The organism is Pseudomonas rustica (genome assembly GCF_018336155.1).
GTDB lineage: Bacteria > Pseudomonadota > Gammaproteobacteria > Pseudomonadales > Pseudomonadaceae > Aquipseudomonas > Aquipseudomonas rustica.
Genome location: NZ_JAGYHF010000002.1, coordinates 245,745 through 271,486, shown reverse-complemented (window position 1 = coordinate 271,486; position 25,742 = coordinate 245,745). Strand labels below are relative to the sequence as shown.

The 25,742-nt window shown below is 59.0% G+C and carries 27 protein-coding genes; 14 read left to right on the top strand and 13 right to left on the bottom strand.

Annotated features, from left to right (window positions below; all coding sequences use genetic code 11):
• Window positions 1-6 precede the first annotated feature (6 nt).
• The 7 genes from hpf to KFS80_RS04340 form a co-directional block, all read right to left on the bottom strand.
• On the bottom strand, window positions 7-315 hold the full coding sequence (gene hpf, locus KFS80_RS04370) for a ribosome hibernation-promoting factor, HPF/YfiA family (protein WP_007912419.1): 309 nt from the start codon (window positions 313-315) through the stop codon (window positions 7-9).
• Window positions 316-388: 73 nt separating this feature from the next.
• Entirely contained in the window at window positions 389-1,879 is a 1,491-nt protein-coding gene (locus tag KFS80_RS04365) for an RNA polymerase factor sigma-54 (RefSeq protein WP_053117096.1), read from the bottom strand.
• 186 nt (window positions 1,880-2,065) lie between these two features.
• Complete coding sequence (lptB, locus tag KFS80_RS04360) at window positions 2,066-2,791, bottom strand: LPS export ABC transporter ATP-binding protein (RefSeq protein ID WP_053117097.1); 726 nt, start codon at window positions 2,789-2,791, stop codon at window positions 2,066-2,068.
• Window positions 2,791-3,336 (bottom strand): lipopolysaccharide transport periplasmic protein LptA, encoded by a 546-nt coding sequence (gene lptA, locus KFS80_RS04355; RefSeq protein ID WP_053117099.1) that lies wholly within the window; start codon window positions 3,334-3,336, stop codon window positions 2,791-2,793. The genes lptB and lptA overlap by 1 nt, the downstream gene beginning before the upstream one ends.
• Entirely contained in the window at window positions 3,323-3,895 is a 573-nt protein-coding gene (lptC, locus tag KFS80_RS04350) for an LPS export ABC transporter periplasmic protein LptC (RefSeq protein ID WP_053117101.1), read from the bottom strand. Before lptC ends, lptA begins: the two co-directional genes overlap by 14 nt.
• An 8-nt stretch (window positions 3,896-3,903) precedes the next feature.
• Window positions 3,904-4,428 carry a KdsC family phosphatase gene (locus KFS80_RS04345; RefSeq protein ID WP_212544070.1) on the bottom strand — a complete coding sequence of 175 codons (525 nt, stop codon included), beginning with the start codon at window positions 4,426-4,428 and terminating at the stop codon, window positions 3,904-3,906.
• Complete coding sequence (locus KFS80_RS04340) at window positions 4,428-5,402, bottom strand: KpsF/GutQ family sugar-phosphate isomerase (RefSeq protein ID WP_053117105.1); 975 nt, start codon at window positions 5,400-5,402, stop codon at window positions 4,428-4,430. Before KFS80_RS04340 ends, KFS80_RS04345 begins: the two co-directional genes overlap by 1 nt.
• Before the next feature lie 275 nt (window positions 5,403-5,677).
• On the opposite strand from KFS80_RS04340, the gene KFS80_RS04335 reads away from it, so the two are divergent.
• From KFS80_RS04335 to hisC, 10 genes are all read left to right on the top strand, one after another.
• Entirely contained in the window at window positions 5,678-6,487 is an 810-nt protein-coding gene (locus KFS80_RS04335) for an ATP-binding cassette domain-containing protein (RefSeq protein WP_053117107.1), read from the top strand.
• Complete coding sequence (gene mlaE, locus KFS80_RS04330; protein ID WP_053117109.1) at window positions 6,487-7,284, top strand: lipid asymmetry maintenance ABC transporter permease subunit MlaE; 798 nt, start codon at window positions 6,487-6,489, stop codon at window positions 7,282-7,284. Before KFS80_RS04335 ends, mlaE begins: the two co-directional genes overlap by 1 nt.
• Window positions 7,284-7,751: an outer membrane lipid asymmetry maintenance protein MlaD gene (mlaD, locus tag KFS80_RS04325; protein WP_053117111.1), complete on the top strand. Its 468-nt coding sequence runs from the start codon at window positions 7,284-7,286 to the stop codon at window positions 7,749-7,751. Before mlaE ends, mlaD begins: the two co-directional genes overlap by 1 nt.
• Before the next feature lie 10 nt (window positions 7,752-7,761).
• Window positions 7,762-8,409 (top strand): MlaC/ttg2D family ABC transporter substrate-binding protein, encoded by a 648-nt coding sequence (locus KFS80_RS04320; RefSeq protein WP_053117113.1) that lies wholly within the window; start codon window positions 7,762-7,764, stop codon window positions 8,407-8,409.
• Entirely contained in the window at window positions 8,406-8,711 is a 306-nt protein-coding gene (locus tag KFS80_RS04315; protein WP_053117115.1) for an STAS domain-containing protein, read from the top strand. Before KFS80_RS04320 ends, KFS80_RS04315 begins: the two co-directional genes overlap by 4 nt.
• Before the next feature lie 115 nt (window positions 8,712-8,826).
• Window positions 8,827-9,066, top strand: a complete 240-nt coding sequence (locus KFS80_RS04310) for a BolA family protein (RefSeq protein WP_007912386.1) — start codon at window positions 8,827-8,829, stop codon at window positions 9,064-9,066.
• A 22-nt stretch (window positions 9,067-9,088) separates the two neighbouring features.
• Window positions 9,089-10,354 (top strand): UDP-N-acetylglucosamine 1-carboxyvinyltransferase, encoded by a 1,266-nt coding sequence (gene murA / locus KFS80_RS04305; RefSeq protein WP_053117117.1) that lies wholly within the window; start codon window positions 9,089-9,091, stop codon window positions 10,352-10,354.
• A 127-nt stretch (window positions 10,355-10,481) separates the two neighbouring features.
• Complete coding sequence (gene hisG, locus KFS80_RS04300; RefSeq protein WP_053117119.1) at window positions 10,482-11,117, top strand: ATP phosphoribosyltransferase; 636 nt, start codon at window positions 10,482-10,484, stop codon at window positions 11,115-11,117.
• A gap of 125 nt (window positions 11,118-11,242) precedes the next feature.
• On the top strand, window positions 11,243-12,568 hold the full coding sequence (gene hisD / locus KFS80_RS04295; RefSeq protein WP_212544069.1) for a histidinol dehydrogenase: 1,326 nt from the start codon (window positions 11,243-11,245) through the stop codon (window positions 12,566-12,568).
• Between the two features lie 2 nt (window positions 12,569-12,570).
• Window positions 12,571-13,623: a histidinol-phosphate transaminase gene (gene hisC, locus KFS80_RS04290; protein ID WP_212544068.1), complete on the top strand. Its 1,053-nt coding sequence runs from the start codon at window positions 12,571-12,573 to the stop codon at window positions 13,621-13,623.
• 113 nt (window positions 13,624-13,736) lie between these two features.
• On the opposite strand, the gene KFS80_RS04285 is transcribed toward hisC, so the two are convergent.
• From KFS80_RS04285 to algW, 3 genes are all read right to left on the bottom strand, one after another.
• Window positions 13,737-14,456, bottom strand: a complete 720-nt coding sequence (locus KFS80_RS04285) for a DUF4198 domain-containing protein (protein WP_212544067.1) — start codon at window positions 14,454-14,456, stop codon at window positions 13,737-13,739.
• 12 nt (window positions 14,457-14,468) lie between these two features.
• On the bottom strand, window positions 14,469-16,574 hold the full coding sequence (locus KFS80_RS04280) for a TonB-dependent siderophore receptor (protein WP_212544066.1): 2,106 nt from the start codon (window positions 16,572-16,574) through the stop codon (window positions 14,469-14,471).
• Between the two features lie 88 nt (window positions 16,575-16,662).
• Window positions 16,663-17,820, bottom strand: a complete 1,158-nt coding sequence (gene algW, locus KFS80_RS04275; protein ID WP_159812161.1) for a Do family serine endopeptidase AlgW — start codon at window positions 17,818-17,820, stop codon at window positions 16,663-16,665.
• Window positions 17,821-17,923: 103 nt separating this feature from the next.
• On the opposite strand from algW, the gene KFS80_RS04270 reads away from it, so the two are divergent.
• The 3 genes from KFS80_RS04270 (at window position 17,924) to cysN (ending at window position 21,743) form a co-directional block, all read left to right on the top strand.
• On the top strand, window positions 17,924-18,682 hold the full coding sequence (locus KFS80_RS04270; protein WP_053117132.1) for a Nif3-like dinuclear metal center hexameric protein: 759 nt from the start codon (window positions 17,924-17,926) through the stop codon (window positions 18,680-18,682).
• Window positions 18,683-18,917: 235 nt separating this feature from the next.
• On the top strand, window positions 18,918-19,835 hold the full coding sequence (cysD, locus tag KFS80_RS04265; RefSeq protein ID WP_008085033.1) for a sulfate adenylyltransferase subunit CysD: 918 nt from the start codon (window positions 18,918-18,920) through the stop codon (window positions 19,833-19,835).
• A 9-nt stretch (window positions 19,836-19,844) separates the two neighbouring features.
• Window positions 19,845-21,743, top strand: coding sequence for a sulfate adenylyltransferase subunit CysN (cysN, locus tag KFS80_RS04260; RefSeq protein WP_212544065.1), 1,899 nt, complete (start codon window positions 19,845-19,847; stop codon window positions 21,741-21,743).
• Window positions 21,744-21,896: 153 nt separating this feature from the next.
• Here the strand turns inward: cysN and KFS80_RS04255 are convergent, their stop codons facing one another.
• The 3 genes from KFS80_RS04255 to KFS80_RS04245 are packed head-to-tail and all read right to left on the bottom strand — an operon-like array spanning window position 21,897 to window position 25,286.
• Window positions 21,897-22,799 carry an acyltransferase gene (locus KFS80_RS04255; RefSeq protein ID WP_212544064.1) on the bottom strand — a complete coding sequence of 301 codons (903 nt, stop codon included), beginning with the start codon at window positions 22,797-22,799 and terminating at the stop codon, window positions 21,897-21,899.
• The gene (pta, locus tag KFS80_RS04250) at window positions 22,800-24,899 is read right to left on the bottom strand and encodes a phosphate acetyltransferase (RefSeq protein ID WP_053117139.1); all 2,100 of its coding nucleotides are present in this window, start codon (window positions 24,897-24,899) and stop codon (window positions 22,800-22,802) included.
• Window positions 24,900-24,959: 60 nt separating this feature from the next.
• Window positions 24,960-25,286 carry a DUF3565 domain-containing protein gene (locus KFS80_RS04245; RefSeq protein ID WP_082341397.1) on the bottom strand — a complete coding sequence of 109 codons (327 nt, stop codon included), beginning with the start codon at window positions 25,284-25,286 and terminating at the stop codon, window positions 24,960-24,962.
• On the opposite strand from KFS80_RS04245, the gene KFS80_RS04240 reads away from it, so the two are divergent.
• On the top strand, window positions 25,255-25,740 hold the full coding sequence (locus KFS80_RS04240; RefSeq protein ID WP_053117141.1) for an FKBP-type peptidyl-prolyl cis-trans isomerase: 486 nt from the start codon (window positions 25,255-25,257) through the stop codon (window positions 25,738-25,740). The two genes, KFS80_RS04245 and KFS80_RS04240, sit on opposite strands and share 32 nt — an antisense overlap.
• Window positions 25,741-25,742 lie beyond the last annotated feature (2 nt).

Genomic DNA, 25,742 nt, shown 5'->3' with positions numbered 1-25,742 from the left:
GGGGGGTTATCGACCGGTCGCGCCCTGGAGGAGGCTCTGGGTCTTTTCCTTATGCTTTTTGAGTTGGCGATCCAGCTTGTCGGTCAGTGAGTCGATCGCAGCATACATATCAGTATCTTCTGCGTTGGCGACCACTTCGCTGCCGGGAATATGCAAGGTGGCTTCGATTTTCTGCTTCAGCTTTTCGACACACATCGTGACTTGCACGTTGGTTATCTTGTCGAAATGTCGCTCCAGTCGTTGGAGTTTTTCCTCGATGTAGGAACGCAGAGGTTGGGTCACTTCCAGTTGGTGTCCACTGATGTTGACTTGCATACAGCTTCTCCTTCGTTGCCAGTGCATAAAGCGGCAGGCTGGATAGCCTGCCACTGGAACGCTGTAACGTGGCTTACATCAACCGCTTGCGTTCGCTCGAAGGCGCGATCCCGAGGGATTCGCGGTACTTGGCGACGGTGCGGCGAGCCACCTGAATGCCTTGTGCCTCCAGTAAACCAGCGATCTTGCTGTCACTCAACGGCTTTTTCTGATTTTCCGCGGCAACCAGTTTTTTGATGATCGCGCGGATCGCCGTGGACGAGCATTCACCGCCTTCAGAGGTGCTGACGTGGCTGGAGAAAAAGTATTTCAGTTCATAAATACCGCGCGGGGTATGCATGAATTTCTGCGTGGTCACCCGGGAAATCGTTGATTCGTGCATGCCGACTGCTTCGGCGATGTCGTGCAGCACCAACGGCTTCATCGCTTCGTCGCCGTACTCCAGAAAACCGCGCTGATGCTCGACGATCTGGGTGGCAACTTTCATCAGGGTTTCGTTGCGGCTCTGCAGGCTCTTGATGAACCAGCGGGCTTCCTGCAACTGATTGCGCATGAAAGTGTTGTCGGCGCTGGTGTCGGCGCGACGGACGAAACCGGCGTACTGCGCGTTGACGCGCAGGCGTGGCATCGATTCCTGATTCAGCTCGACCAGCCAGCGCTCGTTGTCCTTGCGCACGATGACGTCAGGGACGACGTATTCAGCTTCGGTCGATTCGATCTGCGAGCCCGGACGCGGATTGAGGCTTTGTACCAGTTCGATGACCTGGCGCAGCTCGTCTTCCTTGAGCTTCATACGGCGCATCAACTGGCTGTAATCACGGCTGCCGAGCAGATCGATGTAATCGCTGACCAGACGTTTGGCTTCCGCCAGCCAAGGCGTCTTGGCCGACAGCTGACGCAATTGCAGCAGCAGGCATTCGCTGAGGTTGCGCGCGCCGATACCGGCCGGTTCAAATTGTTGAATGCGGTGCAGGACGGCTTCGATCTCGTCCAGTTCGATGTCCAGTTCCGGATCGAACGCCTCGAGAATTTCTTCGAGGGTTTCGTCCAGGTAGCCCTGATTGTTGATGCAATCGATCAGGGTCACGGCGATCAGGCGATCGGTGTCGGACATCGGTGCGAGGTTGAGTTGCCACAGCAAGTGGCTTTGCAGGCTTTCGCCGGCGGAGGTGCGGGTGGTGAAATCCCACTCGTCATCATCGCTGCTGGGCAGGCTGCTGGCGCTGGTCTGGTAAACGTCTTCCCAGGCAGTGTCGACCGGAAGTTCGTTGGGGATGCGTTCGTTCCATTCGCCGTCTTCGAGGTTATCGACGGTCGGTGCGGCTTCCTGATAGGAAGGTTCCTGGATCTCGGTGGGCTTCTGTTCGGCGTTGTCGGCCATGGGATCCGAGTTGTCGAAGTCGTCGCCTTCTTCCTGGCGTTCGAGCATCGGATTGGATTCCAGAGCCTCCTGGATTTCCTGTTGCAGATCCAGGGTCGACAATTGGAGCAGGCGGATGGCCTGTTGCAGCTGCGGTGTCATCGTCAGCTGCTGGCCCATTCTCAAGACTAGCGATGGTTTCATGGCAGGGGCTTAACACCTTATTCGCCGGCGCTATGCGCCATCCACTACAGGGCGCCGAAGCGCCAAACTTAAGCAAATTATATGCCTGAAACTGAAGTGTTTGCCTAGAGCGCTGTAACAATTAAGCGTATTAAATCCAGCTTGAATCGATACAGCACTCCGGCTGCGCACCGGGCACTGTGACGCTTACAGGCGGAACTCGTGACCCAGATACACTTCCTTGACCAGTTCGTTGGCCAGGATGGTCTCGGCGTCACCTTCGGCGATCAGTTGACCGTCGTTGACGATGTAAGCGGTTTCGCAGATATCCAGCGTCTCGCGGACGTTGTGGTCGGTGATCAGAACACCGATGCCCTTGGCCTTGAGGTGGTGGATGATCTGCTTGATGTCGCCGACCGAGATCGGGTCGACACCGGCGAACGGTTCGTCGAGCAGGATGAATTTTGGTGCGGTGGCCAGTGCGCGAGCGATTTCCACCCGGCGGCGTTCACCACCGGACAGGCTCATGCCGAGGTTGTCGCGGATGTGCGTGATGTGGAATTCCTGCAGCAGGCTTTCCAGCTCTTTGCGGCGACCGGCCTTGTCGAGTTCCTGACGGGTCTCGAGAATGGCCATGATGTTGTCGGCCACCGACAGTTTGCGGAAGATCGACGCTTCTTGCGGCAGATAGCCGATACCGGCCTTGGCACGACCGTGCATTGGCTGGTGGCTGACGTCCAGATCGTCGATCAGCACACGGCCCTGATCGGCCTGTACCAAACCCACGATCATGTAGAAGCAGGTGGTTTTACCGGCACCGTTCGGGCCGAGCAAACCAACAATCTGGCCGCTGTCGATCGACAGGCTGACATCACGCACGACCTGGCGGCTTTTATAGGCCTTGGCCAGGTGCTGAGCTTTCAGAGTTGCCATTACTGGGTCTTCTCGTCAGTTTTCTTCTTCGGCTGGATCACCATGTCGATACGCGGACGCGATTCGGTGACTTTGCTGCCGGTAGCGCGACCGGCGCTGGCCAGTTTCTTCACGGTGTCATAGACGATTTTCTCGCCCTGAGTCGTGTTGTTGTCCTTGTCGACGACCTTGGCCTTGTCGATCAGCACGACGCGGTTTTGCGCGGCGTGGTACTGAATCGTCACGCCCCAGCCCTGTACAGGCTTGGCGTCACCCTGGGTTTGCAGTTGCTCGAAGTAGGCAAGGTTACCCACCGACGTCACTACGTCGATATCGCCAGCCGGCGTTCGGGTGATAGTCACCGTATTGCCTTTAACGATCATCGAACCCTGGGTGATGATCACATCACCTTTATAGGTGGCGATGCCGTTCTTGTCGTCCAGTTGGGCGTCGTCGGCCTGAATACGGATAGGTTGCTGCTGATCGTTCGGCAGAGCCCAGGCGCTCACGCTTCCCAGTGCTGCGCCCAGACTGAGCAAAATAGGGAGGGTTTTAACGAGCCTCATACTGTCCTCTTACGTTCGATAGCAGGTGTATCCTGCTTTCCTTCAGGTACGCTTTCATGCCAACGCCGGTTGATACACCGCCAGCGCCGTCGATTCTAACGGGTTGCTCGGTCTGCGCATATTGCTCCTGAGGGAACACGGTCATGCGCGTGGAAGTGACCAGCAGGTCGCGGTTTTGTTCGTCAGTGCGTTTGATACGCACCGAGTCAATCAATTCTACTTGTGTACCGCCCGGATTCACTTCGCCGCGCTCGCTGGTCACGTGCCACGGAAAGTCAGTACCGCGGTACATGTTCAGGTCGGGTTTGGTGACCAGAACAATGTCGGTTGCCTTGACGTGCTCGGCTTTGTCCGACGTCATTTCATACTGCACGCCGCCATCCGGCAGGTACTGCAGAGTGTGCGTGTTGGTCGCGTACCAGTCGATCGGGTTTTCCTCGGTCGTCACTGGCGGCTTGTCGAGAAAGCGTTCCGGGCTGATGTTCCAGTAGCCGACCGCAGCAAACAGCGCAGCGATGCAGCCAAAAAGCAGGAAGGTGCGAAATTTTTTGCTGAACATGGTTTGGCTCACAGGTACGCGGCGTTGGCCGCATCGAGGCGGCCCTGGGCGCGCAGGATCAATTCGCAGAATTCGCGGGCAGCGCCTTCGCCGCCTCGGGCCCGGGTCACGCCATGGGCGTGTTCGCGGACGAAATCAGCAGCGTTGGCAACCGCCATGCCCAGGCCTACGCGGCGGATCACCGGCAGGTCAGGAAGGTCGTCACCGAGGTAGGCGACCTGTTCATAGCTTAGGCCCAGTTGTTCAAGTAAACCGTCGAGAACGACCAATTTGTCTTCACGCCCCTGAAAAAGGTGCGGGATGCCCAGATTTTTCGCCCGACGTTCAACCACTGGTGTCTTTCGACCGCTGATGATGGCGGTTTGCACGCCAGCGTTCATCAACATTTTGATGCCTTGGCCGTCGAGTGTATTGAAAGTCTTGAATTCGCTGCCGTCTTCAAGGAAGTACAGGCGGCCATCGGTGAGGACGCCATCGACGTCGAACACCGCCAGTTTGATCGCTTTGCCGCGTTGCAGCAGATTGTTGCTCATTACATGACTCCTGCGCGCAGCAGATCGGAGAGGTTGAAGGCGCCAATCGGGCGATCATCCTCATCGACGACTACCAATGCGTTGATTCGGTGGTCTTCCATGATTTTCAGCGCTTCGGCGGCGAGCATGTCGGGCCGGGCGGTTTTGCCGTGAGCGGTCATCACCTGGTCGATGGTCGCGCTGCGGATATCGATGCTGCGATCCAGCGTACGGCGCAAATCGCCGTCGGTGAAGATCCCGGCGAGTTTACCGTCGGCTTCAACAATGGCGGTCATGCCCAGACCCTTGCGGGTCATTTCCATCAAGGCATCTTTGAGCAGGGTGCCGCGTTGTACTTGCGGCAGCTCCTGACCGGCGTGCATGACGTTTTCGACTTTCAGCAACAGACGACGGCCCAATGCACCACCGGGATGGGAAAACGCGAAATCTTCAGCGGTAAAACCGCGAGCTTCGAGCAGCGCCACCGCCAGGGCATCGCCCATGACCAGTGCAGCCGTCGTCGACGAGGTCGGTGCCAGGTTGAGCGGGCAGGCTTCGTGCTCGACGTGAACGTTGAGATTGACCTCGGCAGCCTTGGCCAGCGGCGATTGTGGATTGCCGGTGACGCTGATCAACTGGATGCCCAGACGTTTGATCAACGGCAGCAGGGTGACGATTTCGTTGGTCGAGCCGGAGTTCGACAGGGCCAGAATCACGTCATCACGAGTGATCATGCCCATGTCGCCGTGGCTGGCTTCGGCCGGGTGTACGAAGAATGCAGGGGTGCCGGTGCTGGCCAGGGTGGCGGCAATCTTGTTGCCGATGTGCCCGGATTTGCCCATGCCGACCACGACTACACGGCCCTTACTGGCCAGAATCATCTCGCAAGCGCGTACGAAATCGGCGTCGATATGGGGCAGCAAGCCTTGAACGGCTTCCACTTCGAGGCGGATGGTGCGTTGTGCCGATTGAATCAGGTCGCTGGTTTGGCTCATGTCAGAAATCGTATAGCCCGATGAAAAGGCGGCGATTATAGCGGTTATGTGGCAAAGCCTCACGCAAGTTCGTCGTGCTTTGTCATTCGCCGTAACTAAAAGCCCGAAAAAGCGTCTGTAACCCTGTCATATCGTTGAACACGGCCCGGCACAAGCCTTGGGCGCGCGCCCTTTGCAGTGATATAGTTCGCCGCCAGTTCGGCCTGCCCGGGATGTATGTGCTTTTCCAGGAAAGCCTGGCGTCCGAGTGAGAGGCTGCATCGCAAGGAGTTTAGATGAGTGCCGATAACGCCTACGCGGTCGAGCTGAAGGGAGTCTCCTTCAAGCGCGGTGCGCGCAGCATTTTCAATAACGTCGATATCCGTATCCCGCGCGGCAAGGTCACCGGCATCATGGGGCCTTCCGGGTGTGGCAAGACCACGCTGCTGCGGTTGATGGGCGCACAATTGCGTCCCTCCAGCGGTGAGGTCTGGGTCAACGGTCAGAACCTGCCGAAGCTTTCGCGCAGCGATCTGTTCGACGCGCGCAAGCACATGGGTGTGCTGTTTCAGAGCGGAGCGCTGTTCACCGATCTCGATGTTTTCGAGAACGTCGCTTTCCCCCTGCGCGTTCATACCGAGTTGCCGGAAGAAATGATCCGCGACATCGTCCTGCTCAAATTGCAGGCGGTGGGGTTGCGCGGCGCCATCGAGCTGATGCCCGATGAGCTGTCCGGTGGCATGAAACGTCGTGTTGCATTGGCCCGCGCCATTGCCCTCGATCCACAGATTCTCATGTATGACGAACCGTTCGTCGGTCAGGATCCAATCGCCATGGGCGTGTTGGTGCGCCTGATCCGTCTGCTTAACGATGCGCTGGGGATCACCAGTATCGTGGTTTCCCACGATCTGGCCGAGACCGCGAGCATCGCCGACTACATTTATGTCGTCGGTGATGGTCAGGTGTTGGGGCAGGGCACGCCGGACGAGTTGATGAACTCGGACGAGCCGCGTATCCGTCAATTCATGACCGGCAACCCGGATGGCCCGGTGGCGTACCACTTTCCAGCGACGGATTACCGCGCAGATCTTCTGGGGAAGCGTTGATGCGCAGACTTTCATTAATAGAACGCGTACGCCGTTTCGGCGCAGCTGCGATCGACGCCATCGCGGTGTTCGGTCGGGCAACGTTGTTCCTGTTTCATGCCTTGCTGGGGCGTGGCGGTATCAGCGGCGGCTTCGGCCTGCTGGTCAAACAGCTGCATTCAGTCGGCGTGATGTCGCTGGTGATCATTGTTGTTTCCGGGATTTTCATCGGCATGGTGCTGGCGCTGCAGGGCTTCAGCATTCTGTCGAGCTACGGTTCGGAGCAGGCGGTCGGGCAGATGGTTGCGCTGACGTTGCTGCGTGAACTCGGCCCGGTCGTCACTGCTCTACTGTTCGCCGGGCGTGCCGGTTCTGCGCTGACTGCAGAAATCGGCAACATGAAGTCCACCGAACAGCTGTCCAGCCTTGAAATGATCGGCGTCGACCCACTCAAGTACATCATTGCCCCGCGCCTGTGGGCCGGTTTCATTTCCCTGCCGGTGCTGGCGATGATTTTCAGCGTGGTGGGTATCTGGGGCGGTTCGTGGGTGGCTGTCGACTGGTTGGGCGTGTATGAAGGTTCCTACTGGGCGAACATGCAAAACAGCGTCAACTTCACCAGCGATGTGCTCAATGGCGTCATCAAGAGTGTAGTTTTTGCCTTTGTCGTCACCTGGATCGCCGTATTCCAAGGCTATGACTGCGAGCCCACTTCCGAGGGGATCAGTCGTGCCACCACCAAGACCGTGGTATTTGCCTCGCTGGCAGTGCTCGGCCTGGACTTTATTCTGACCGCTTTGATGTTTGGAGATTTCTGATGCAAAACCGCACCCTGGAAATCGGTGTCGGCCTGTTCCTGCTGGCAGGGATCCTGGCTTTGCTGCTGCTTGCACTGCGCGTCAGTGGTCTGTCTCCGACATCGACCACCGACACGTATAAACTTTATGCCTACTTTGACAATATCGCCGGTTTGACGGTCAGAGCCAAAGTGACCATGGCCGGTGTAACCATCGGCAAGGTCACGGCGATCGATCTGGATCGCGACAGCTTCACCGGTCGGGTGACCCTGCAAGTGGATAAAAAGGTCGACAACCTGCCGACTGACTCCACAGCGTCTATCCTGACCGCGGGTCTGCTGGGCGAGAAGTACATCGGTATCAGCGTCGGTGGCGAAGACAAGCCGCTGACAGATGGTGGAACCATCCACGACACGCAGTCGTCTCTGGTACTGGAAGACCTGATCGGTAAATTCCTGCTCAATACCGTTAGCAAAGATGCCAAATGAGGAGCTTTGAATGATCTCTATCTTGCGACGCAGTCTGTTGGTATTACTCGCGGCCCTGCCGTTGATGGGTAATGCCGTTGCTGCTGCGACTTCGGCACATGATCTGGTTCAGGACACAACCACCCGGTTGCTGGCCGACCTGGCTGCCAACAAAGAAAAGTACAAGCAGGATCCGAGCGATTTCTACACCGCGCTCAACACCATCGTCGGGCCGGTAGTGGACGCCGAGGGCATCTCCAAAAGCATCATGACGGTCAAGTATTCGCGCAAGGCCACCCCTGCGCAGATGAAGACCTTCGAAGAAAACTTCAAGAAAGGTCTGTTCCAGTTCTACGGCAACGCTCTGCTTGAATACAACAACCAGGGCATTACCGTCGATCCTGCCAAGGATGAGTCGGGCGATCGCACCAGTGTTGGCATGGTTGTAAAAGGCAGCAGCGGCGCGATCTATCCAGTGCAATACACGCTGGAGAAGATCAACGGCGAGTGGAAACTGCGCAACGTGATCATCAACGGCATCAACATTGGCAAACTGTTCCGTGACCAGTTCGCTGACGCGATGCAGCGCAATGGCAACGACCTCGACAAGACCATCAACGGTTGGGCGGGTGAAGTGGCCAAGGCCAAGGAATCCACCGAAAAGAACCCAGCGCAATGAATGAGGCAGCAGTTCGTATGAGTGATGTCGACGAGCTATTGCTCAGCGGAGTGCTGGATTACCGCACCGGCCCTGACTTGCGAAAGGAAGGGCAGGCGTTGATCAAGTCCAGCAAGGCGTCATCGCTGGTCATCGATTGTTCGGCAGTGAAGAAGTCCAGCAGCGTCGGCCTGTCGTTGCTGCTGTGCTTCATGCGCGATGCGCAAGCGGCCGGCAAGGCTGTGAGCATCCGCGCAATGCCCGAAGACATGCGCGAAATCGCTCAGGTCAGCGAACTGACCGAGCTGTTGGCGCATCCCTGAACCCGCATCTATAAAGAAGCCCCCCGTCAGAGTCCTGCCATGCGGGGTTCGCAGGCGCGGGGCTTTTTTGTATGATGTCCGACCCGTGCGCACAGGGCGCCGATTGAGGTTGAGCATGCAGGCCGTAGAAGTGAAGAGCTTCCTTGAAGGAAAGCTGCCCGGAACGTTGGTAGAAGTTGAGGGCGAAGGCTGCAATTTCCAGCTGAACGTGATTAGCGATGAACTGGCGGCGTTGAGCCCGGTGAAGCGTCAGCAGCAGATCTATGCCCATTTGAACCCATGGATCACCGATGGCAGCATCCATGCGGTCACTATGAAATTTTTCAGCAGCGCGGCCTGGGCCGAGCGCACCTGAGCCTAAGGGCGTCGAGATTCTTATGGATAAATTGATTATTACCGGTGGCGCTCGTCTTGATGGCGAGATCCGCATTTCCGGGGCAAAGAACTCTGCCCTGCCGATCCTGGCTGCCACGCTGCTGTGCGATGGCCCGGTGACCGTTGGCAACCTGCCGCATCTGCACGACATCACCACCATGATCGAGCTGTTCGGTCGCATGGGCATTGAGCCGGTGATCGACGAGAAACTCAGCGTCGAAATCGACCCGCGCACCATCAAGACCCTGATCGCCCCGTACGAACTGGTGAAAACCATGCGTGCGTCGATCCTGGTACTGGGCCCGATGGTTGCCCGTTTCGGTGAAGCCGAAGTCGCATTGCCTGGCGGTTGCGCCATCGGTTCGCGTCCGGTCGACCTGCACATCCGTGGTCTTGAAGCCATGGGCGCGGTCATCGACGTCGAAGGCGGCTACATCAAGGCCAAGGCGCCTGAAGGTGGCCTGCGCGGTGCAAGCTTCTTCTTCGATACCGTCAGTGTGACCGGTACCGAGAACATCATGATGGCCGCTGCTCTGGCCAAGGGCCGCAGCGTGTTGCAGAACGCCGCTCGCGAACCTGAAGTGGTTGACCTGGCGAACTTCCTCAACGCCATGGGCGCCAAGGTTTCCGGCGCCGGCACCGACACCATCACCATTGATGGCGTCGAGCGTCTGGGTTCGTGCTTCTACAAAGTGATGCCTGACCGTATCGAAACCGGCACCTACCTGGTCGCTGCTGCCGTGACCGGTGGCCGCGTCAAGGTCAAGGACACCGATCCGACCATCCTCGAAGCCGTTCTGGATAAACTCCGTGAAGCCGGCGCAGAAATCACCTGCGGTGAAGACTGGATCGAGCTGAACATGCACGGCAAACGTCCGAAAGCCGTGAACGTGCGCACCGCGCCGTACCCGGCTTTCCCGACTGACATGCAGGCACAGTTCATCTCGCTCAACGCCATTGCCGAAGGCACCGGTGCGGTGATCGAGACGATCTTCGAAAACCGTTTCATGCACGTATACGAACTGCACCGCATGGGCGCCAAGATCCAGGTCGAAGGCAACACTGCCATCGTTACCGGTACTGAAGTCCTCAAAGGCGCGCCAGTCATGGCCACCGACCTGCGTGCTTCGGCCAGCCTGGTGATCTCGGCTCTGGTTGCTGAAGGCGACACCCTGATCGACCGCATCTACCACATAGACCGTGGTTACGAGTGCATCGAAGAAAAACTGCAGATGCTGGGCGCCAAGATCCGTCGCGTTCCGGGCTGATTGCTGCACGTGGACACAGGGACGTGTCCGTTGAATTCGTTTTGAGTCGAGCCGGTTTCCGGCTCGATGTGTGTCCGGCGCCGATTGCGACCGGGCATGAGTACCTTGATAAGGACTGACGTTTCCCATGTTGACCATCGCACTGTCCAAGGGCCGCATCCTTGACGACACCCTGCCGCTTCTCGCCGAAGCGGGCATCGTGCCGACCGAGAATCCGGACAAGAGCCGCAAGCTGATTATTCCTACGACTCAGCCAGACGTACGTCTGCTGATCGTGCGCGCCACTGACGTGCCGACCTATGTCGAGCATGGCGCGGCCGACCTCGGCGTCGCCGGTAAAGACGTGTTGATGGAATACACCGGCCAGGGCCTGTACGAGCCACTGGATCTGCAAATCGCGCAGTGCAAACTGATGACCGCCGGCAAGATCGGTGCGCCAGAGCCCAAGGGCCGTCTGCGCGTGGCGACCAAGTTCGTCAACGTCGCCAAGCGTTACTACGCCGAGCAGGGCCGTCAGGTCGACATCATCAAGCTTTACGGCTCGATGGAGCTGGCACCGCTGATTGGTCTCGCCGACAAGATCATCGACGTCGTCGACACCGGCAACACCCTGCGCGCCAACGGTCTGGAACCTCAGGAACTGATCGCCACGATCAGTTCGCGCCTGGTGGTCAACAAGGCTTCGATGAAAATGCAACACGCCCGAATCCAGGCGTTGATCGACACCCTGCGCAATGCAGTGGAGTCTCGACACCGCGGCTGATTCACCTGCGCGACGTTAAGTCGCGCCCGTCTATCCGCCTCATAGCCAGAATCTCAGGTGCCCAAGCGGAAACGACTGCTAAGTTAGGGCGCCTGAGTTTTTGCCATTCCTATGAGGCTCTCGCTATGACCGCAACGACTGCAATTCGCCGACTCAACGCTGCTGACCCGGATTTCGCGCATCATCTGGATCATCTGCTGAGCTGGGAAAGTGTGTCTGACGACTCGGTCAATCAGCGCGTGCTGGACATCATCAAAGCTGTGCGCGAGCGCGGTGACGCGGCGCTGGTCGAGTTCACCCAGAAGTTCGACGGCCTCGAAGTCGCGTCGATGGCCGACCTGATCCTGCCGCGCGAGCGTCTGGAACTGGCGCTGACGCGCATCACCGTGCCGCAGCGCGAAGCACTGGAAAAAGCCGCCGCCCGCGTGCGCAGCTACCACGAAAAACAGAAGCAGGATTCCTGGAGCTACACCGAGGCTGACGGCACCGTGCTGGGCCAGAAGGTCACGCCGCTGGATCGCGCCGGTCTGTACGTGCCGGGTGGCAAGGCGTCGTACCCATCCTCTGTATTGATGAACGCGATTCCGGCCAAAGTCGCTGGCGTGACCGAAGTGGTCATGGTCGTGCCGACCCCGCGTGGTGAAATCAACGAACTTGTGCTGGCGGCGGCGTGCATCGCTGGCGTCGACCGCGTGTTCACCATCGGTGGCGCACAAGCCGTTGCCGCGTTGGCGTACGGCACCGAAAGCGTGCCGAAAGTCGACAAGGTGGTTGGCCCGGGCAACATCTATGTCGCCACGGCCAAGCGCCACGTGTTCGGTCAGGTTGGCATCGACATGATTGCCGGCCCTTCGGAAATTCTCGTGGTGTGCGACGGCCAGACCGATCCGGACTGGATCGCCATGGACCTGTTCTCGCAAGCCGAGCACGACGAAGACGCGCAGGCGATTCTGGTCAGCCCGGACGCCGAGTTCCTCGACAAGGTCGCCGCCAGCATCGACAAACTGCTGCCGACCATGGATCGCGCGACCATCATCGAAACCTCGATCAATGGCCGTGGTGCGTTGATTCACGTGAAGGACATGGCCCAAGCCATCGAAGTCGCCAACCGCATCGCCCCGGAACACTTGGAGTTGTCGGTCGCTGATCCGCAAGCCTGGTTGCCGCAGATCCGCCACGCTGGCGCGATCTTTATGGGCCGTCACACCTCCGAAGCGCTGGGCGATTACTGCGCGGGCCCGAACCACGTATTGCCGACCTCCGGCACCGCGCGGTTTTCGTCGCCGCTGGGTGTGTATGACTTCCAGAAACGTTCGTCGATCATCTTCTGCTCCGAGGCCGGTGCCTCTGAACTGGGCAAGACTGCGTCGATTCTGGCCCGTGGCGAATCGCTGAGCGCCCACGCGCGCAGCGCCGAATACCGCATCAAAGACGAATCGAAGGGGAACTGAACATGAGTAAATTCTGGAGCCCGTTCGTTAAAGATCTGGTGCCGTACGTGCCGGGCGAACAACCGAAGCTGACCAAACTGGTCAAGCTCAACACCAACGAAAACCCGTACGGGCCATCGCCAAAAGCCTTGGCGGCCATGCAGGTCGAGCTGAATGACAACCTGCGTCTGTACCCGGATCCGAACAGCGATCTGCTGAAAACCGCAGTCGCCAACTACTACGGCGTACAGAGCAATCAGGTGTTCCTCGGCAACGGTTCGGATGAAGTGCTCGCGCACATTTTCCACGGTCTGCTGCAACACGATCAGCCGCTGCTGTTCCCGGACATCAGCTACAGCTTCTATCCGGTTTACTGCGGTTTGTACGGCATCCAGTTTGATGCGGTGCCGCTGGACGCGCAGTTCCAGATCGACCCGGCTGACTATGCCAAGCCGAACGGCGGGATCATTTTCCCTAACCCGAACGCCCCGACCGGTTGCCTGCTGGCGCTGGAAGCGGTCGAGCAAATCCTCAAGGCCAGCCCGGATTCGGTAGTGGTTGTTGATGAGGCGTATATCGACTTCGGCGGCGAGACGGCGATCAGTCTGGTCGATCGTTATCCGAACTTGCTGGTGACGCAGACCCTGTCCAAATCGCGCTCGCTGGCCGGTTTGCGCGTGGGTCTGGCGGTGGGGCATCCGGACTTGATCGAGGCGCTGGAGCGGATCAAGAACAGCTTCAACTCCTATCCGCTGGATCGTCTGGCGATTGTCGGTGCTGCTGCCGCGTTCGAAGATCGCGAGTATTTCGACAAGACCTGCCGGTTGGTGATCGAGAGCCGCGAGTGGGTGATCGCTCAGTTGCAGGCCAAAGGTTTTGAGGTGTTGCCGTCGGCGGCGAACTTCATCTTTGCGCGGCATCCGCAGCATGATGCGGCGGGGCTGGCGGCTAAATTGCGCGAGCAGGGCGTGATTGTGCGGCACTTCAAGCAGGAGCGGATTGCGCAGTTCCTGCGGATTTCGATTGGCACGCCGGAGCAGAATCAGGCGCTGATCGACGGCCTGGGCGAGCTCTAAACCGCCTTCGCGAGCAAGCCCGCTCCCACATTTAGCCGCGCCTCTTCAGATAGAACGCGGTCGAATGTGGGAGCGGGCTTGCTCGCGAATGGAGCGCCACCAATATCAATTTCCTACTCGTGATGTGGCTCGCCGAGGAATGTCAGCGAACTAAACAACCCACGACTATTCACATCAGCACTGTCCTTCACCGGCACCTCAACCTGCGCCGCAATCACATTCAGCCCTTCATTTCTCACCAATACCTGCGCCCGGCCATCCTTATCCGTCTCGGCGCTCAACGTGTTCGGCGCATTGCGATAGTCGCCAATCAACTTCACCCCCGCCGCCGGTTTGCCATCCAGCAACACCCGCACCGGCAATGATTTCCCCGGCCCCACAGTCAACGGGTCAACCTCCGGCAAAATCAGCAGCTTGATCTGATCCAGCTTCGGCAACTTCGCCCCCGGCTGATAAATCGCCAGACTGTATTTAAACGTCTCCGTCGCCTCGACAGCGCCCGGTACTTTCCTGCGGCCTTCATTGACCCACTTTTTGTCAGCGGTCTGCGACCACATGCCGTTATTCAGCGCCACGGCCATCACCGCAGGCGACTTCAGCGGTTTCAAACGTGCGTGATCAGCGAGCCGTTCAACGCTGACCGGAATCATCTTGCCGCCCGCGTCATAAGCCCAGGCGCCGCTGATTTTCTGCGCCTTGAACGCATTGTCTTCAGCGCCGTGGCCGTAGATCACTTCGATATTGCCGCGCCGTTGTTCGATCCACAGGCCATGAGCCGAGACTTGGCCGGCGAACAGGGCGGCGATGAGCACGAGGGTTTTGCCGTATTGCATGGTGACGTCCTTTTACAGATTGAGTGTCAGGCTGACGGTGAAATTGCGCGGCTCGCCGGGGTTGACCCAGTAATTGCTGTACGAGCGCTCGTAGTATTTTTCGTCGAAAACATTGTTCAGGTTCAGGCCGACGGTGACGTTGTCGCTGGCCTTGTAGTGGGCCAGCAGGTCGACGGTGTGATAGGCCGGCAATTCAAAATCGCTGCCGGATTCACCGGAGCGGTCGCCGACATAAGTGAACGCCGCGCCGACGTCCGAGCCGCGCAAACGGCCATCCTGAAACTCATACACCCCGAGCAGACTGCCGCTGCGTTTGGCCACGCCGAGGATGCGGCTGCCGGTGGGAATCACCGCGTCACCCTGGGTGACTTCGGCGTCGATATAGGCGAAGGCGCCGATCACCCGCACCGCATCGGTGACTTGCCCGGTGACTTGCCAATCGAAGCCGCGACTGCGCGCCTTGCCCATCGCGCGGCTAGTGTCGGTGGCCGGGTCGAGGGCGAGGACGTTTTCCTTGTCGATGTGGAAGAAGGCGAGGGTGCTGCTCAGGCGCTCGTCGAACAGCTCGTTCTTGATGCCGACTTCGTAGCCGACGCCTTCTTCCGGGTCGAAGGATTTGCCGGACGCGTCGAGGCCATTGTTCGGTTTGAACGAGGTCGAGGCGTTGGCGAACAGACCGGTTTCCGGCGTCAGTTGATAGAGCAGGCCGGCGCGTTGGGTGAGGGCGTCATGCCGTTGGTTGCTCGTGGCGTTGCGGCTGTGATCGTCGATGTGTTGATCGAAATGTTCGAAACGCGCACCGATCATCCCGCGCAGTTTGTCGGTGAGGATGATTTGATCCTGCAGGTTCAGCGCATGGCTTTCGACGTGTTCGAAAGTATCCGTGCCCGAACGTGCACCGTTGGGTTTCGGCTGGCCGTAGATCGGGTTGTAGATGTCGATCGCGTAGGGGCCGCCAGCAATCGTGGTGACGCGCTCGTTCTTGCGGAAGTTCTCGTACTCGCTGCCGATCAGCAGTTCGTGCTGCCAAGGGCCGAGGTCGAACAGACCACGCAGCTCCAGTTGGGTGATGCTGTCGTGCCAGTTGGTGTCGCGCTCGCGATAGCGGCGGTTGACGGTGTGGCCGTCGGCGTTCAGCGGACGCGCTTCCGAGGCGAAGCCCCAGAGTTTGCCGTCCTTGTAATGGCTGGCCAGGCGCAACTTCCAGCTGTCGTTGAGGTGATGTTCGAGGGTCGCTTGCAGCAGGTTGTTATGGTTGTCGATGTTGCCGTCGTTGGGTTCACCGAGGAAGGTCGAGCGCGACACGCCGCTCCATGTGTTGTTCGGCGCAACGATGCCGCGATCAAACGTGGAGCTGTGGCGGACGATTTCGCTTTCCACCAACAGCGACGTGTCCGGGTTCAATTGCCAACTGATCGAAGGCGCGACGAACACGCGCTTGCTATCGACGTGATCGCGAAAACTGTTGTTGTCCTCGACCGCGAGGTTGATCCGCGAGAGCACATCGCCCTGATCATCCAGCGGCGTGTTGACGTCCAGCGCAGTGCGATAGCGATCCCAACTGCCGGCGCTGGTTTGCAGCGTGGTAAAGGCTTCGGGCTGTGGTTTCTTGGTGACGATGTTCACCGTGCCGCCCGGATCGCCTCGACCGTACAGGCTGGCCGCCGGGCCTTTGAGCACCTCAATGCGCTCGATGTTGGCCGCATCCGGTGTGCTCGGGTAACCGCGATTGGCGCTGAAACCGTCCTTGTAGAACTCCGAGGTGGTGAAGCCGCGCACGCTGTATTCGTACAGTGTCAGGCCACCGAAGTTGTTCTGCTTCGACACGCCGCCAGCAAAATCCAATGCGCGCTCGACGCTGCTGCTGCCCAGATCCTTGAGCACGCTGGCGGGTACTACGCTGATCGCCTGCGGGATATCACGAATCGCGGTGTCGGTTTTGGTCGCACTGGACGAGCGCGTGGCGCGATAACCCTTGAGCGGGCCGGTCGGCGATTCGTAATCGGAGATGACGCTGATGGCGTCGAGTTCGAGGGGTTGCGGTTCTTCGGCGAAGGCTGGATCAACCAGCAAACCGAGGCTCAGGCCGAGCAGGGAGGCCTTTGTACGAGACGACATGTTATGTTGTTCCAATTTCTAGAATTGAAACAATATAACATGCCTTTTGAGAATGTCTTTTATTCGCGCGCCTGGCGCGAAAAAAGTTTTACTCTTCTTTTTCCTGCACTGGCGCTGGTGGTGGACGCAGACCAATTTCGGCGGTGAGCTTCAACTCTTTACCGTTACGCATCACCTGAATGGTCACCTTGTCAGTCGGCTTGATCCGCGCAACCTGGTTCATCGAGCGACGACCATCCCCGGCCGGCTCGCCATCAATGCTCAGGATCACGTCACCCAATTGCAGGCCGGCCTTCTGTGCCGGGCCATCGCGGAAGATCCCCGCCACGACAATCCCCGGACGTCCGGACAAGCCAAACGACTCGGCCAGTTCTTGGGTCAGCGGCTGCACTTCAATGCCCAGCCAGCCACGGATCACCTGGCCGTGCTCGATGATCGACTTCATCACTTCCATCGCCAGTTTCACCGGAATTGCAAAACCGATGCCCTGCGAGCCGCCGGACTTGGAGAAGATCGCGGTGTTGATGCCGGTGAGGTTGCCGTTGGCGTCGACCAGTGCGCCGCCGGAGTTGCCCGGGTTGATCGCCGCGTCGGTCTGGATGAAGTCTTCGTAGTTGTTCAGGCCCAACTGGTTGCGGCCAGTGGCGCTGATGATGCCCATGGTCACGGTCTGGCCGACTCCGAACGGGTTGCCGATGGCCAGCGCGACATCGCCGATACGGATGTTGTCAGAGCGGCCGACGGTGATCGCCGGCAGGTTTTTCAAATCGATCTTGAGGACGGCGAGGTCGGTTTCCGGGTCGCTGCCGATGACGCGGGCGAGGGTTTCACGACCGTCCTTCAACGCCACGACGATCTGATCGGCGCCGCTGGTGACGTGGTTGTTGGTGAGGATGTAGCCTTCCGGGCTCATGATCACGCCGGAACCGAGGCTCGATTCCATACGCTTCTGCTTCGGCGAGTTGTCACCGAAGAAGCGGCGGAACTGCGGATCCTCAAACAGCGGATGGTTCGGCTTGTTGATGACTTTGGTGGTGTACAGGTTGACCACCGACGGCGCCGCGATGGTCACCGCGTCGGCATAGGACACCGGGCCCTGCTGCACGCTGGTGGTTTGCGGGGCCTGTTGCAGGTTGACGTCGAGGCTCGGCAGCCCGACCCATTGCGGGTAACGCTGAATAATCAACAGAGCGATAAGCACACCGGCCAACAGCGGCCAGCCCATAAAACGCAGCGCCTTGAACATTAAGCACGTCCTGGAAAAGTTGCAGGCGGGGTCAGACCGCCCATAATGTCGCGCATTATACGAGGCCGCGCGTGCCTCTGAACGGGATATTTAGGAGTCTTTCATGGCCGTTGCCCTCAGCACCCTCGTCGAAGAAGCCGACCGTTACCTTGGCAGTGCGAAAATCGCCGATTATTGCCCCAATGGCTTGCAGGTCGAAGGCCGGCCGCAGGTGATGCGTATTGTCAGCGGCGTCACTGCCAGTCAGGCCTTGCTCGACGCTGCCGTTGAGGCCGGGGCGGATCTGGTGCTGGTGCATCACGGTTACTTCTGGAAGGGCGAAAACCCGTGCATCACCGGTATGAAACAGCGCCGGTTGAAGACGCTGCTCAAGCACGACATCAGCTTGCTCGCCTATCACTTGCCGCTGGATCTGCACCCGGACGTGGGCAATAACGTGCAACTGGCGCGTCAGTTGGACATCACGGTGGAAGGGCCGCTGGATCCGGATAATCTGAAAATCGTTGGCCTGGTCGGCTCGTTGAAAGACCCGATGACCGCCCGCGACTTCGCCCGCAAAGTGCAGGAAGTCATGGGCCGTGAGCCGCTGCTGATTGAAGGCAACCCGATGATTCGCCGGGTCGGCTGGTGCACTGGCGGTGGCCAAGGCTACATCGATCACGGCGTCGCGGCGGGCGTCGATTTGTTCCTCAGTGGCGAAGCGTCCGAGCAGACTTTCCACAGTGCTCGCGAAAACGACATCAGCTTCATCGCCGCCGGCCACCACGCCACCGAACGCTACGGCGTGCAGGCACTGGGCGATTACCTGGCAAAACGCTTCGCCCTCGAACACATCTTCATCGACATCCCCAACCCGATCTGACTGACACGACCTCTGTAGGAGCTGCCGAAGGCTGCGATCTTTGATTTTTAAAAACAAGATCAAAAGATCGCAGCCTTCGGCAGCTCCTACAGGGGCGGGTTGGCCGAACTGGTGGGCATATTCATATGCCCTTTCGTTCTAGCCCGCGTCCTGATTAGAAGAAGGTCGCTGTGCTAGGATTCCCCGCTCGAACACGGCCCGCTGGCCGTTCATAAGAAAGTTTTCGTGAGTAGCCATGGTCGACAAACTGACGCATCTGAAACAGCTGGAGGCGGAAAGCATCCACATCATCCGCGAGGTGGCCGCCGAGTTCGATAACCCGGTGATGCTGTACTCCATCGGTAAAGACTCCGCCGTGATGCTGCATCTGGCACGCAAGGCGTTCTTCCCGGGCAAGCTGCCGTTTCCGGTGATGCACGTCGACACCCGCTGGAAATTCCAGGAGATGTACAAGTTCCGCGACAAGATGGTCGAAGAACTGGGCCTGGACTTGATCACCCACATCAACCCCGATGGCGTGGCGCAGAACATCAACCCATTCACCCACGGCAGCGCCAAGCACACCGACATCATGAAAACCGAAGGCCTGAAACAGGCACTCGACAAGCATGGTTTCGACGCAGCCTTCGGCGGCGCCCGTCGCGATGAAGAGAAATCCCGCGCCAAAGAGCGCGTGTACTCGTTCCGCGACAGCAAGCATCGCTGGGATCCGAAAAATCAGCGTCCAGAACTGTGGAACGTCTACAACGGCAAGGTCAACAAGGGCGAATCCATCCGTGTATTCCCTCTGTCGAACTGGACCGAACTGGACATCTGGCAGTACATCTACCTCGAAGGCATCCCGATTGTGCCGCTGTACTTCGCCGCCGAACGCGAAGTGATCGAGAAGAACGGCACGCTGATCATGATCGACGACGAGCGCATCCTCGAGCACCTGTCCGATGAAGACAAAGCGCGCATCGTCAAAAAGAAAGTGCGTTTCCGCACCCTTGGCTGCTACCCGTTGACGGGCGCCGTGGAGTCCGAAGCCGAAACGCTGACGGACATCATTCAAGAAATGCTCCTGACGCGAACTTCCGAGCGCCAGGGCCGTGTCATCGACCACGATGGCGCCGGCTCGATGGAAGACAAAAAACGTCAGGGTTATTTCTAAGGGGTTGTCATGTCGCACGTATCTGATTTGATCAGCGAGGACATCCTCGCCTACCTGGGCCAGCACGAACGTAAAGAGCTGCTGCGCTTTTTGACTTGCGGTAACGTCGATGACGGCAAGAGCACCCTGATTGGGCGCCTGCTGCACGACTCGAAAATGATCTACGAAGATCACCTCGAAGCGATTACCCGCGATTCGAAGAAAGTCGGCACCACCGGTGATGACATCGACCTGGCATTGCTGGTTGACGGTCTGCAGGCCGAGCGGGAGCAGGGCATCACCATCGATGTTGCTTACCGCTATTTCTCCACCGCCAAACGCAAATTCATCATCGCCGACACCCCCGGCCATGAGCAGTACACCCGCAACATGGCCACCGGTGCCTCTACCTGTGACCTGGCGATCATCCTGGTCGACGCGCGTTACGGCGTGCAGACCCAGACCCGTCGCCACAGCTTCATTGCTTCCCTGTTGGGGATCAAACACATCGTCGTCGCCATCAACAAGATGGACTTGAAGGGCTTCGATGAAGGCGTGTTCGAGTCGATCAAGGCCGACTACCTGAAGTTCGCCGAAGGCTTGAAGATGAAGCCGACCAGCATGCACTTCGTGCCGATGTCTGCCCTTAAGGGCGACAACGTGGTCAACAAGTCCGAGCGCTCGCCTTGGTACAAAGGCCAGTCGCTGATGGAAATCCTCGAGACCGTGGAAGTGGCGGGCGACCGCAACTTCACCGATCTGCGTTTCCCGGTGCAGTACGTCAACCGTCCGAACCTGAACTTCCGTGGTTTCGCCGGTACGCTGGCCAGCGGCATCGTCAAGAAAGGCGACGAAGTCGTGGTGTTGCCGTCGGGCAAGAGCAGCCGCGTGAAATCCATTGTCACCTTCGAAGGTGAGCTGGAACACGCCGGTCCAGGTCAGGCAGTGACGCTGACCATGGAAGACGAAATCGACATCTCCCGTGGCGACCTGTTGGTGCATGCCGACAACGTCCCGCCAGTCACCGACAGCTTCGAAGCGATGCTGGTGTGGATGGCTGAAGAGCCGATGCTGCCGGGCAAGAAATACGACATCAAACGCGCCACCAGTTACGTGCCAGGCTCGATTGCCAGCATCGTTAACAAGGTCGACGTGAACACCCTGGAAGAAGGCCCGGCGAGCGCGTTGCAGCTCAACGAAATCGGCAAGGTGAAGATCGCGCTCGATGCGCCGATTGCCCTCGACGGTTACGAAAGCAACCGCACCACCGGCGCGTTCATCATCATCGACCGCTTGACCAACGGCACCGTCGGCGCCGGCATGATCGTCGCGCAGCCAGTGACCCATGGCACTGCCACGCACCACGGCAAACTGGCGCATGTTGCGACTGAAGAACGTGCTCAGCGCTTCGGCCAGCAACCGGCCACCGTGCTGTTCAGCGGTCTGTCGGGCGCGGGCAAAAGCACGCTGGCCTACGCGGTCGAGCGCAAGCTGTTCGACATGGGCCGTGCGGTGTTTGTGCTGGATGGTCAGAACCTGCGTCAGGATCTCAACAAAGGTCTGCCACAGGATCGTATCGGCCGTACCGAGAACTGGCGTCGTGCTGCACACGTGGCGCGTCAGTTCAACGAAGCGGGTCTGCTGACCTTGGCTTCGTTCGTGGCGCCAAGTGCCGAAGGGCGTGAACAGGCCAAGGATCTGATCGGCAAGGATCGTCTGCTGACGGTCTACGTACAGGCCTCGCCGGCCGTGTGCGCCGAGCGTGATCCGCAAGGTCTGTATGCCGCCGGTGGCGACAACATCCCGGGCGAATCCTTCCCGTACGACGTGCCGCTGAATGCCGATCTGGTGATCGACACGCAGACGCTGAGTCTGGAAGAAAGCGTCAAGCAAGTGCTGGATCTGCTGCGTCAGCGTGGCGCGATCTAAGCGTTAGCGGAAAGCAAAAAGCCCGCCGATGAGTGATCATCGGCGGGCTTTTTTTGTGACCTTTAAAAGTCAAAAGATCGCAGCCTTCGGCAGCTCCTACAGGATGTACGCCGATCCAGTGTAGGAGCTGCCGAAGGCTGCGATCTTTTGATCTTAATGCTTCGGATATTCGCGGTGCATCTGTTCCAGCAGCGCATCCTTGTCCAGCCACAGCTGATTGATCCAGCCCTGAAACTGCAAACGATACTCGCCGTCCTGGTCGTAATTCTTGCCAATGAATTGCTGCGGAATTTTCAGCTCTTCAAAGTGCACCACCACGTCGCGCACATTGCCGCAGAGCAAATCCCAAAACCCTGGACGCCCGGCCGGGTAGTGAATCGTCACGTTAACGATCGACTCCAGTTGCTCGCCCATCGCATCCAGCACAAACGCAATCCCGCCAGCCTTCGGCTTCAGCAGATATTTGAACGGCGATTGCTGCTGTGCATGTTTGCCTTCGGTAAACCGCGTGCCCTCGACGAAGTTGAAAATCCCCACCGGATTATTGCGAAATTTCGCGCAGGTTTTACGCGTGGTTTCGAGGTCTTTGCCTTTCTTCTCCGGGTGCTTGGCCAGGTACGCCTTGGAGTAGCGCTTCATGAACGGAAAGCCCAGCGCCCACCACGCCAGACCAATCACCGGCACCCAGATCAGCTCCTGCTTGAGGAAGAATTTTAGCGGCTGAATCCGGCGATTGAGCACGTATTGCAGCACCAGAATATCGACCCAGCTCTGGTGGTTACTGGTGATCAGATACGAGTGCTGATAATCGAGGCTTTGCAAGCCGCTGAGGTGCCAGCGCGTGCGGCGCACCAGGTTCATCCAGCCTTTGTTGTTGCTGATCCACGCTTCATGGGTGTGGCTCATCAGCCAACCGGCGATGCGCTGGGTGAAGGCAAACGGCAACGCCTTGACCAGCGCCACGCAGAACAGAAACGAGCAAAGCAGAATCGTGTTGAGCGCCAACAGCAGCGAAGCGATCACACCGCGCACGGGTGCAGGTAGAAAATCCAGCATTTACACATCCATAGGTCGGTTGGCGGCTTGAATCGCGGTGAGGGCGATGGTGTAGACGATGTCATCGACTTGCGCGCCGCGCGGCAAGTCGTTCACCGGTTTGCGCAGGCCTTGCAGCATCGGCCCGAGGCTGACGCAATCGGCGCTGCGTTGCACGGCTTTGTGCGTGGTGTTGCCGGTGTTCAGATCCGGGAAGACGAACACCGTGGCGCGACCGGCGACCTGACTGTTCGGCGCCAGTTGCCGGGCGACTTCAGCGTTGGCCGCAGCATCGTATTGCAGCGGGCCGTCGATCAGCAGCGAGTGCTGTTGTTCGTGGGCGAGCAAGGTGGCCTCGCGGACTTTTTCGACTTCCTCGCCAGTGGCCGATTCGCCGCTGGAATAACTGATCATCGCCACACGCGGGGTGATGCCGAACGCCGCAGCCGAATCGGCGCTTTGCAAAGCAATCTCGGCCAGCTCGGTGGCACTTGGGTGCGGGTTCATCACGCAGTCGCCGTAGACCAGCACTTCCTCCGGGAAGAGCATGAAGAACACCGACGACACCAGCGTGCAGCCCGGTGCCGTTTTGATCAGCTGCAACGCAGGGCGGATGGTGTTGGCGGTGGTGTTGATCACGCCCGAGACCAAGCCGTCGACTTCATCCAGCGCCAACATCATGGTACCGATCACCACGGTGTCTTCCAGTTGCTGCTCGGCCATCGGCGCATTAAGGCTTTTGGTTTTGCGCAGGGCCACCATCGGCTCGACGTAGCGTTCGCGGATCAGATCCGGATCAAGAATCTCCAGCCCGGGCGGCAATGTGATGCCTTGGGCGCGGGCGACGGCTTCGACGTCTTCCGGTTTCGCCAGCAACACGCAACGGGCGATCCCGCGTTCCTGACAGATCGCCGCCGCTTGTACGGTGAACGGCTCGCTGCCTTCAGGCAGGACGATGCGCTTGTTCGCTGCCTGCGCACGCTGAATCAATTGATAACGGAACACCGCTGGCGACAGGCGCATTTCCCGAGGCGTGCCGCAGCGCTGGTGCAGCCATTTCGCGTCGAGGTGGCTGGCGACGAAATCAGTGATGATCTCCGCACGCTCGCGGTCATCAATGGGGATTTCCTTGTTCAGACCGTTGAGCAGATTGGCGGTGTCGTAGGAGCCAGTGCTCACCGACAACACCGGCAAACCGGCCTGCAACGCGCCACGGCAGAGGTCCATGATGCGCGGATCGGGCAGGGTGTCGCTGGTCAGCAACAGGCCCGCCAGCGGCACGCCGTTGATCGCCGCGAGGCTGACGGCGAGGATGATGTCGTCGCGATCGCCTGGCGTCACCACCAGCACACCGGGCTTGAGCAGCTCGACGGTGTTGCGCATGGTACGCGCGCAAATGATGATTTTGGTCATCCGCCGGGTTTCGTAATCACCGGCGTTGAGCACCTGCGCGCCCATCAGATCGGCGACGTCGCGGGTGCGCGGGGCGTTGAGTTCTGGTTGATACGGAATGCAGCCGAGCAAGCGGAAATCACCGCTGCGCAGCAATGGCGAATGTTCTTTAAGACGCGCGGCGAAGGCGTCCATGCTTTCGTCGGTTTTGACCTTGTTGAGGATCACCCCAAGGACTTTCGGGTCTTTCGGCCCGCCGAACAATTGCGCCTGCAGTTCGACGCGCCCGGAGAGTTCGGCGAGCACTTCGTTTTCCGGCGCGGAGACCAGAATCACTTCGGCATCGAGGCTCTTGGCCAAATGCAGATTGACCCGTGCGGCATAACTGGCGCTGCGGGTCGGCACCATGCCTTCGACCACCAGCACGTCTTTGCCGATGGCGGCTTGCTGGTAAAGCGTGATGATTTCTTCGAGCAACTCATCAAGCTGACCGTCGCCGAGCATCCGCTCAACGTGAGCGAGGCCCAGCGGTTGCGGCGGTTTCAGGCCGTGGGTGCGCGCCACCAGTTCGGTGGAACGCTCAGGGCCGGTGTCGCCCGGGTGCGGCTGGGCAATTGGTTTGAAGAACCCGACTTTCAGGCCCGCTCGCTCCAGCGTGCGCACCAGCCCGAGGCTGATGGAGGTCAGACCCACGCCAAAATCGGTGGGTGCGATAAAAAAAGTTTGCATGCGAATTCTCTAAAGTTGCATGGCAATGGTGTCAGCTTATGTCTGGCTGACTACCGAAATTCAGTCGCCAAGGTTATCGCTAACCGAGCCTTGTGCGCACCAACCGCAGGCAAAGGGTTGGCCTATTTTTTCAATACGTTGCGCCGGGTCGAGTACCCACGCCCGGGTTTGCCAGGGCGGCTGATGGCGCAGGTGCTGGGTGTGGCCACAGGAAAGCTCGGCCACCCAATGGCCCTCTTCGTCTTGATGGAAGCCTGTGATCGTTGAAACCCGTTTGTCCGGGTTGTGTTCGCTTTCGCGCGATTGCTTCGCTAAACTTGGCCTTTCTATATTCTTATGCAAAAGGTCTCGCCCCATGCTGATCGCCGCCAATAAGGCTGTCTCCATCGACTATACCCTGACCAACGACGCTGGTGAGGTCATCGACAGCTCCGCCGGCGGCGCTCCGCTGGTCTACCTGCAAGGCGCAGGCAACATCATCCCGGGCCTGGAAAAAGCTCTGGAAGGCAAAACCGTTGGTGACGAACTGGACGTTTCCGTTGAACCGGAAGACGCTTACGGCGAATACGCCGCCGAGCTGGTCAGCACCCTGAGCCGCAGCATGTTCGAAGGCGTTGACGAGCTGGAAGTCGGCATGCAGTTCCACGCTTCGGCGCCGGACGGCCAGATGCAAATCGTCACCATCCGTGACCTCGACGGCGACGACGTGACCGTTGACGGCAACCACCCTTTGGCCGGCCAGCGTCTGAACTTCAAAGTGAAGATCGTTGACATCCGTGATGCCAGCCAGGAAGAAATCGCTCATGGTCACGTCCATGGCGAAGGTGGCCATCACCACTGATT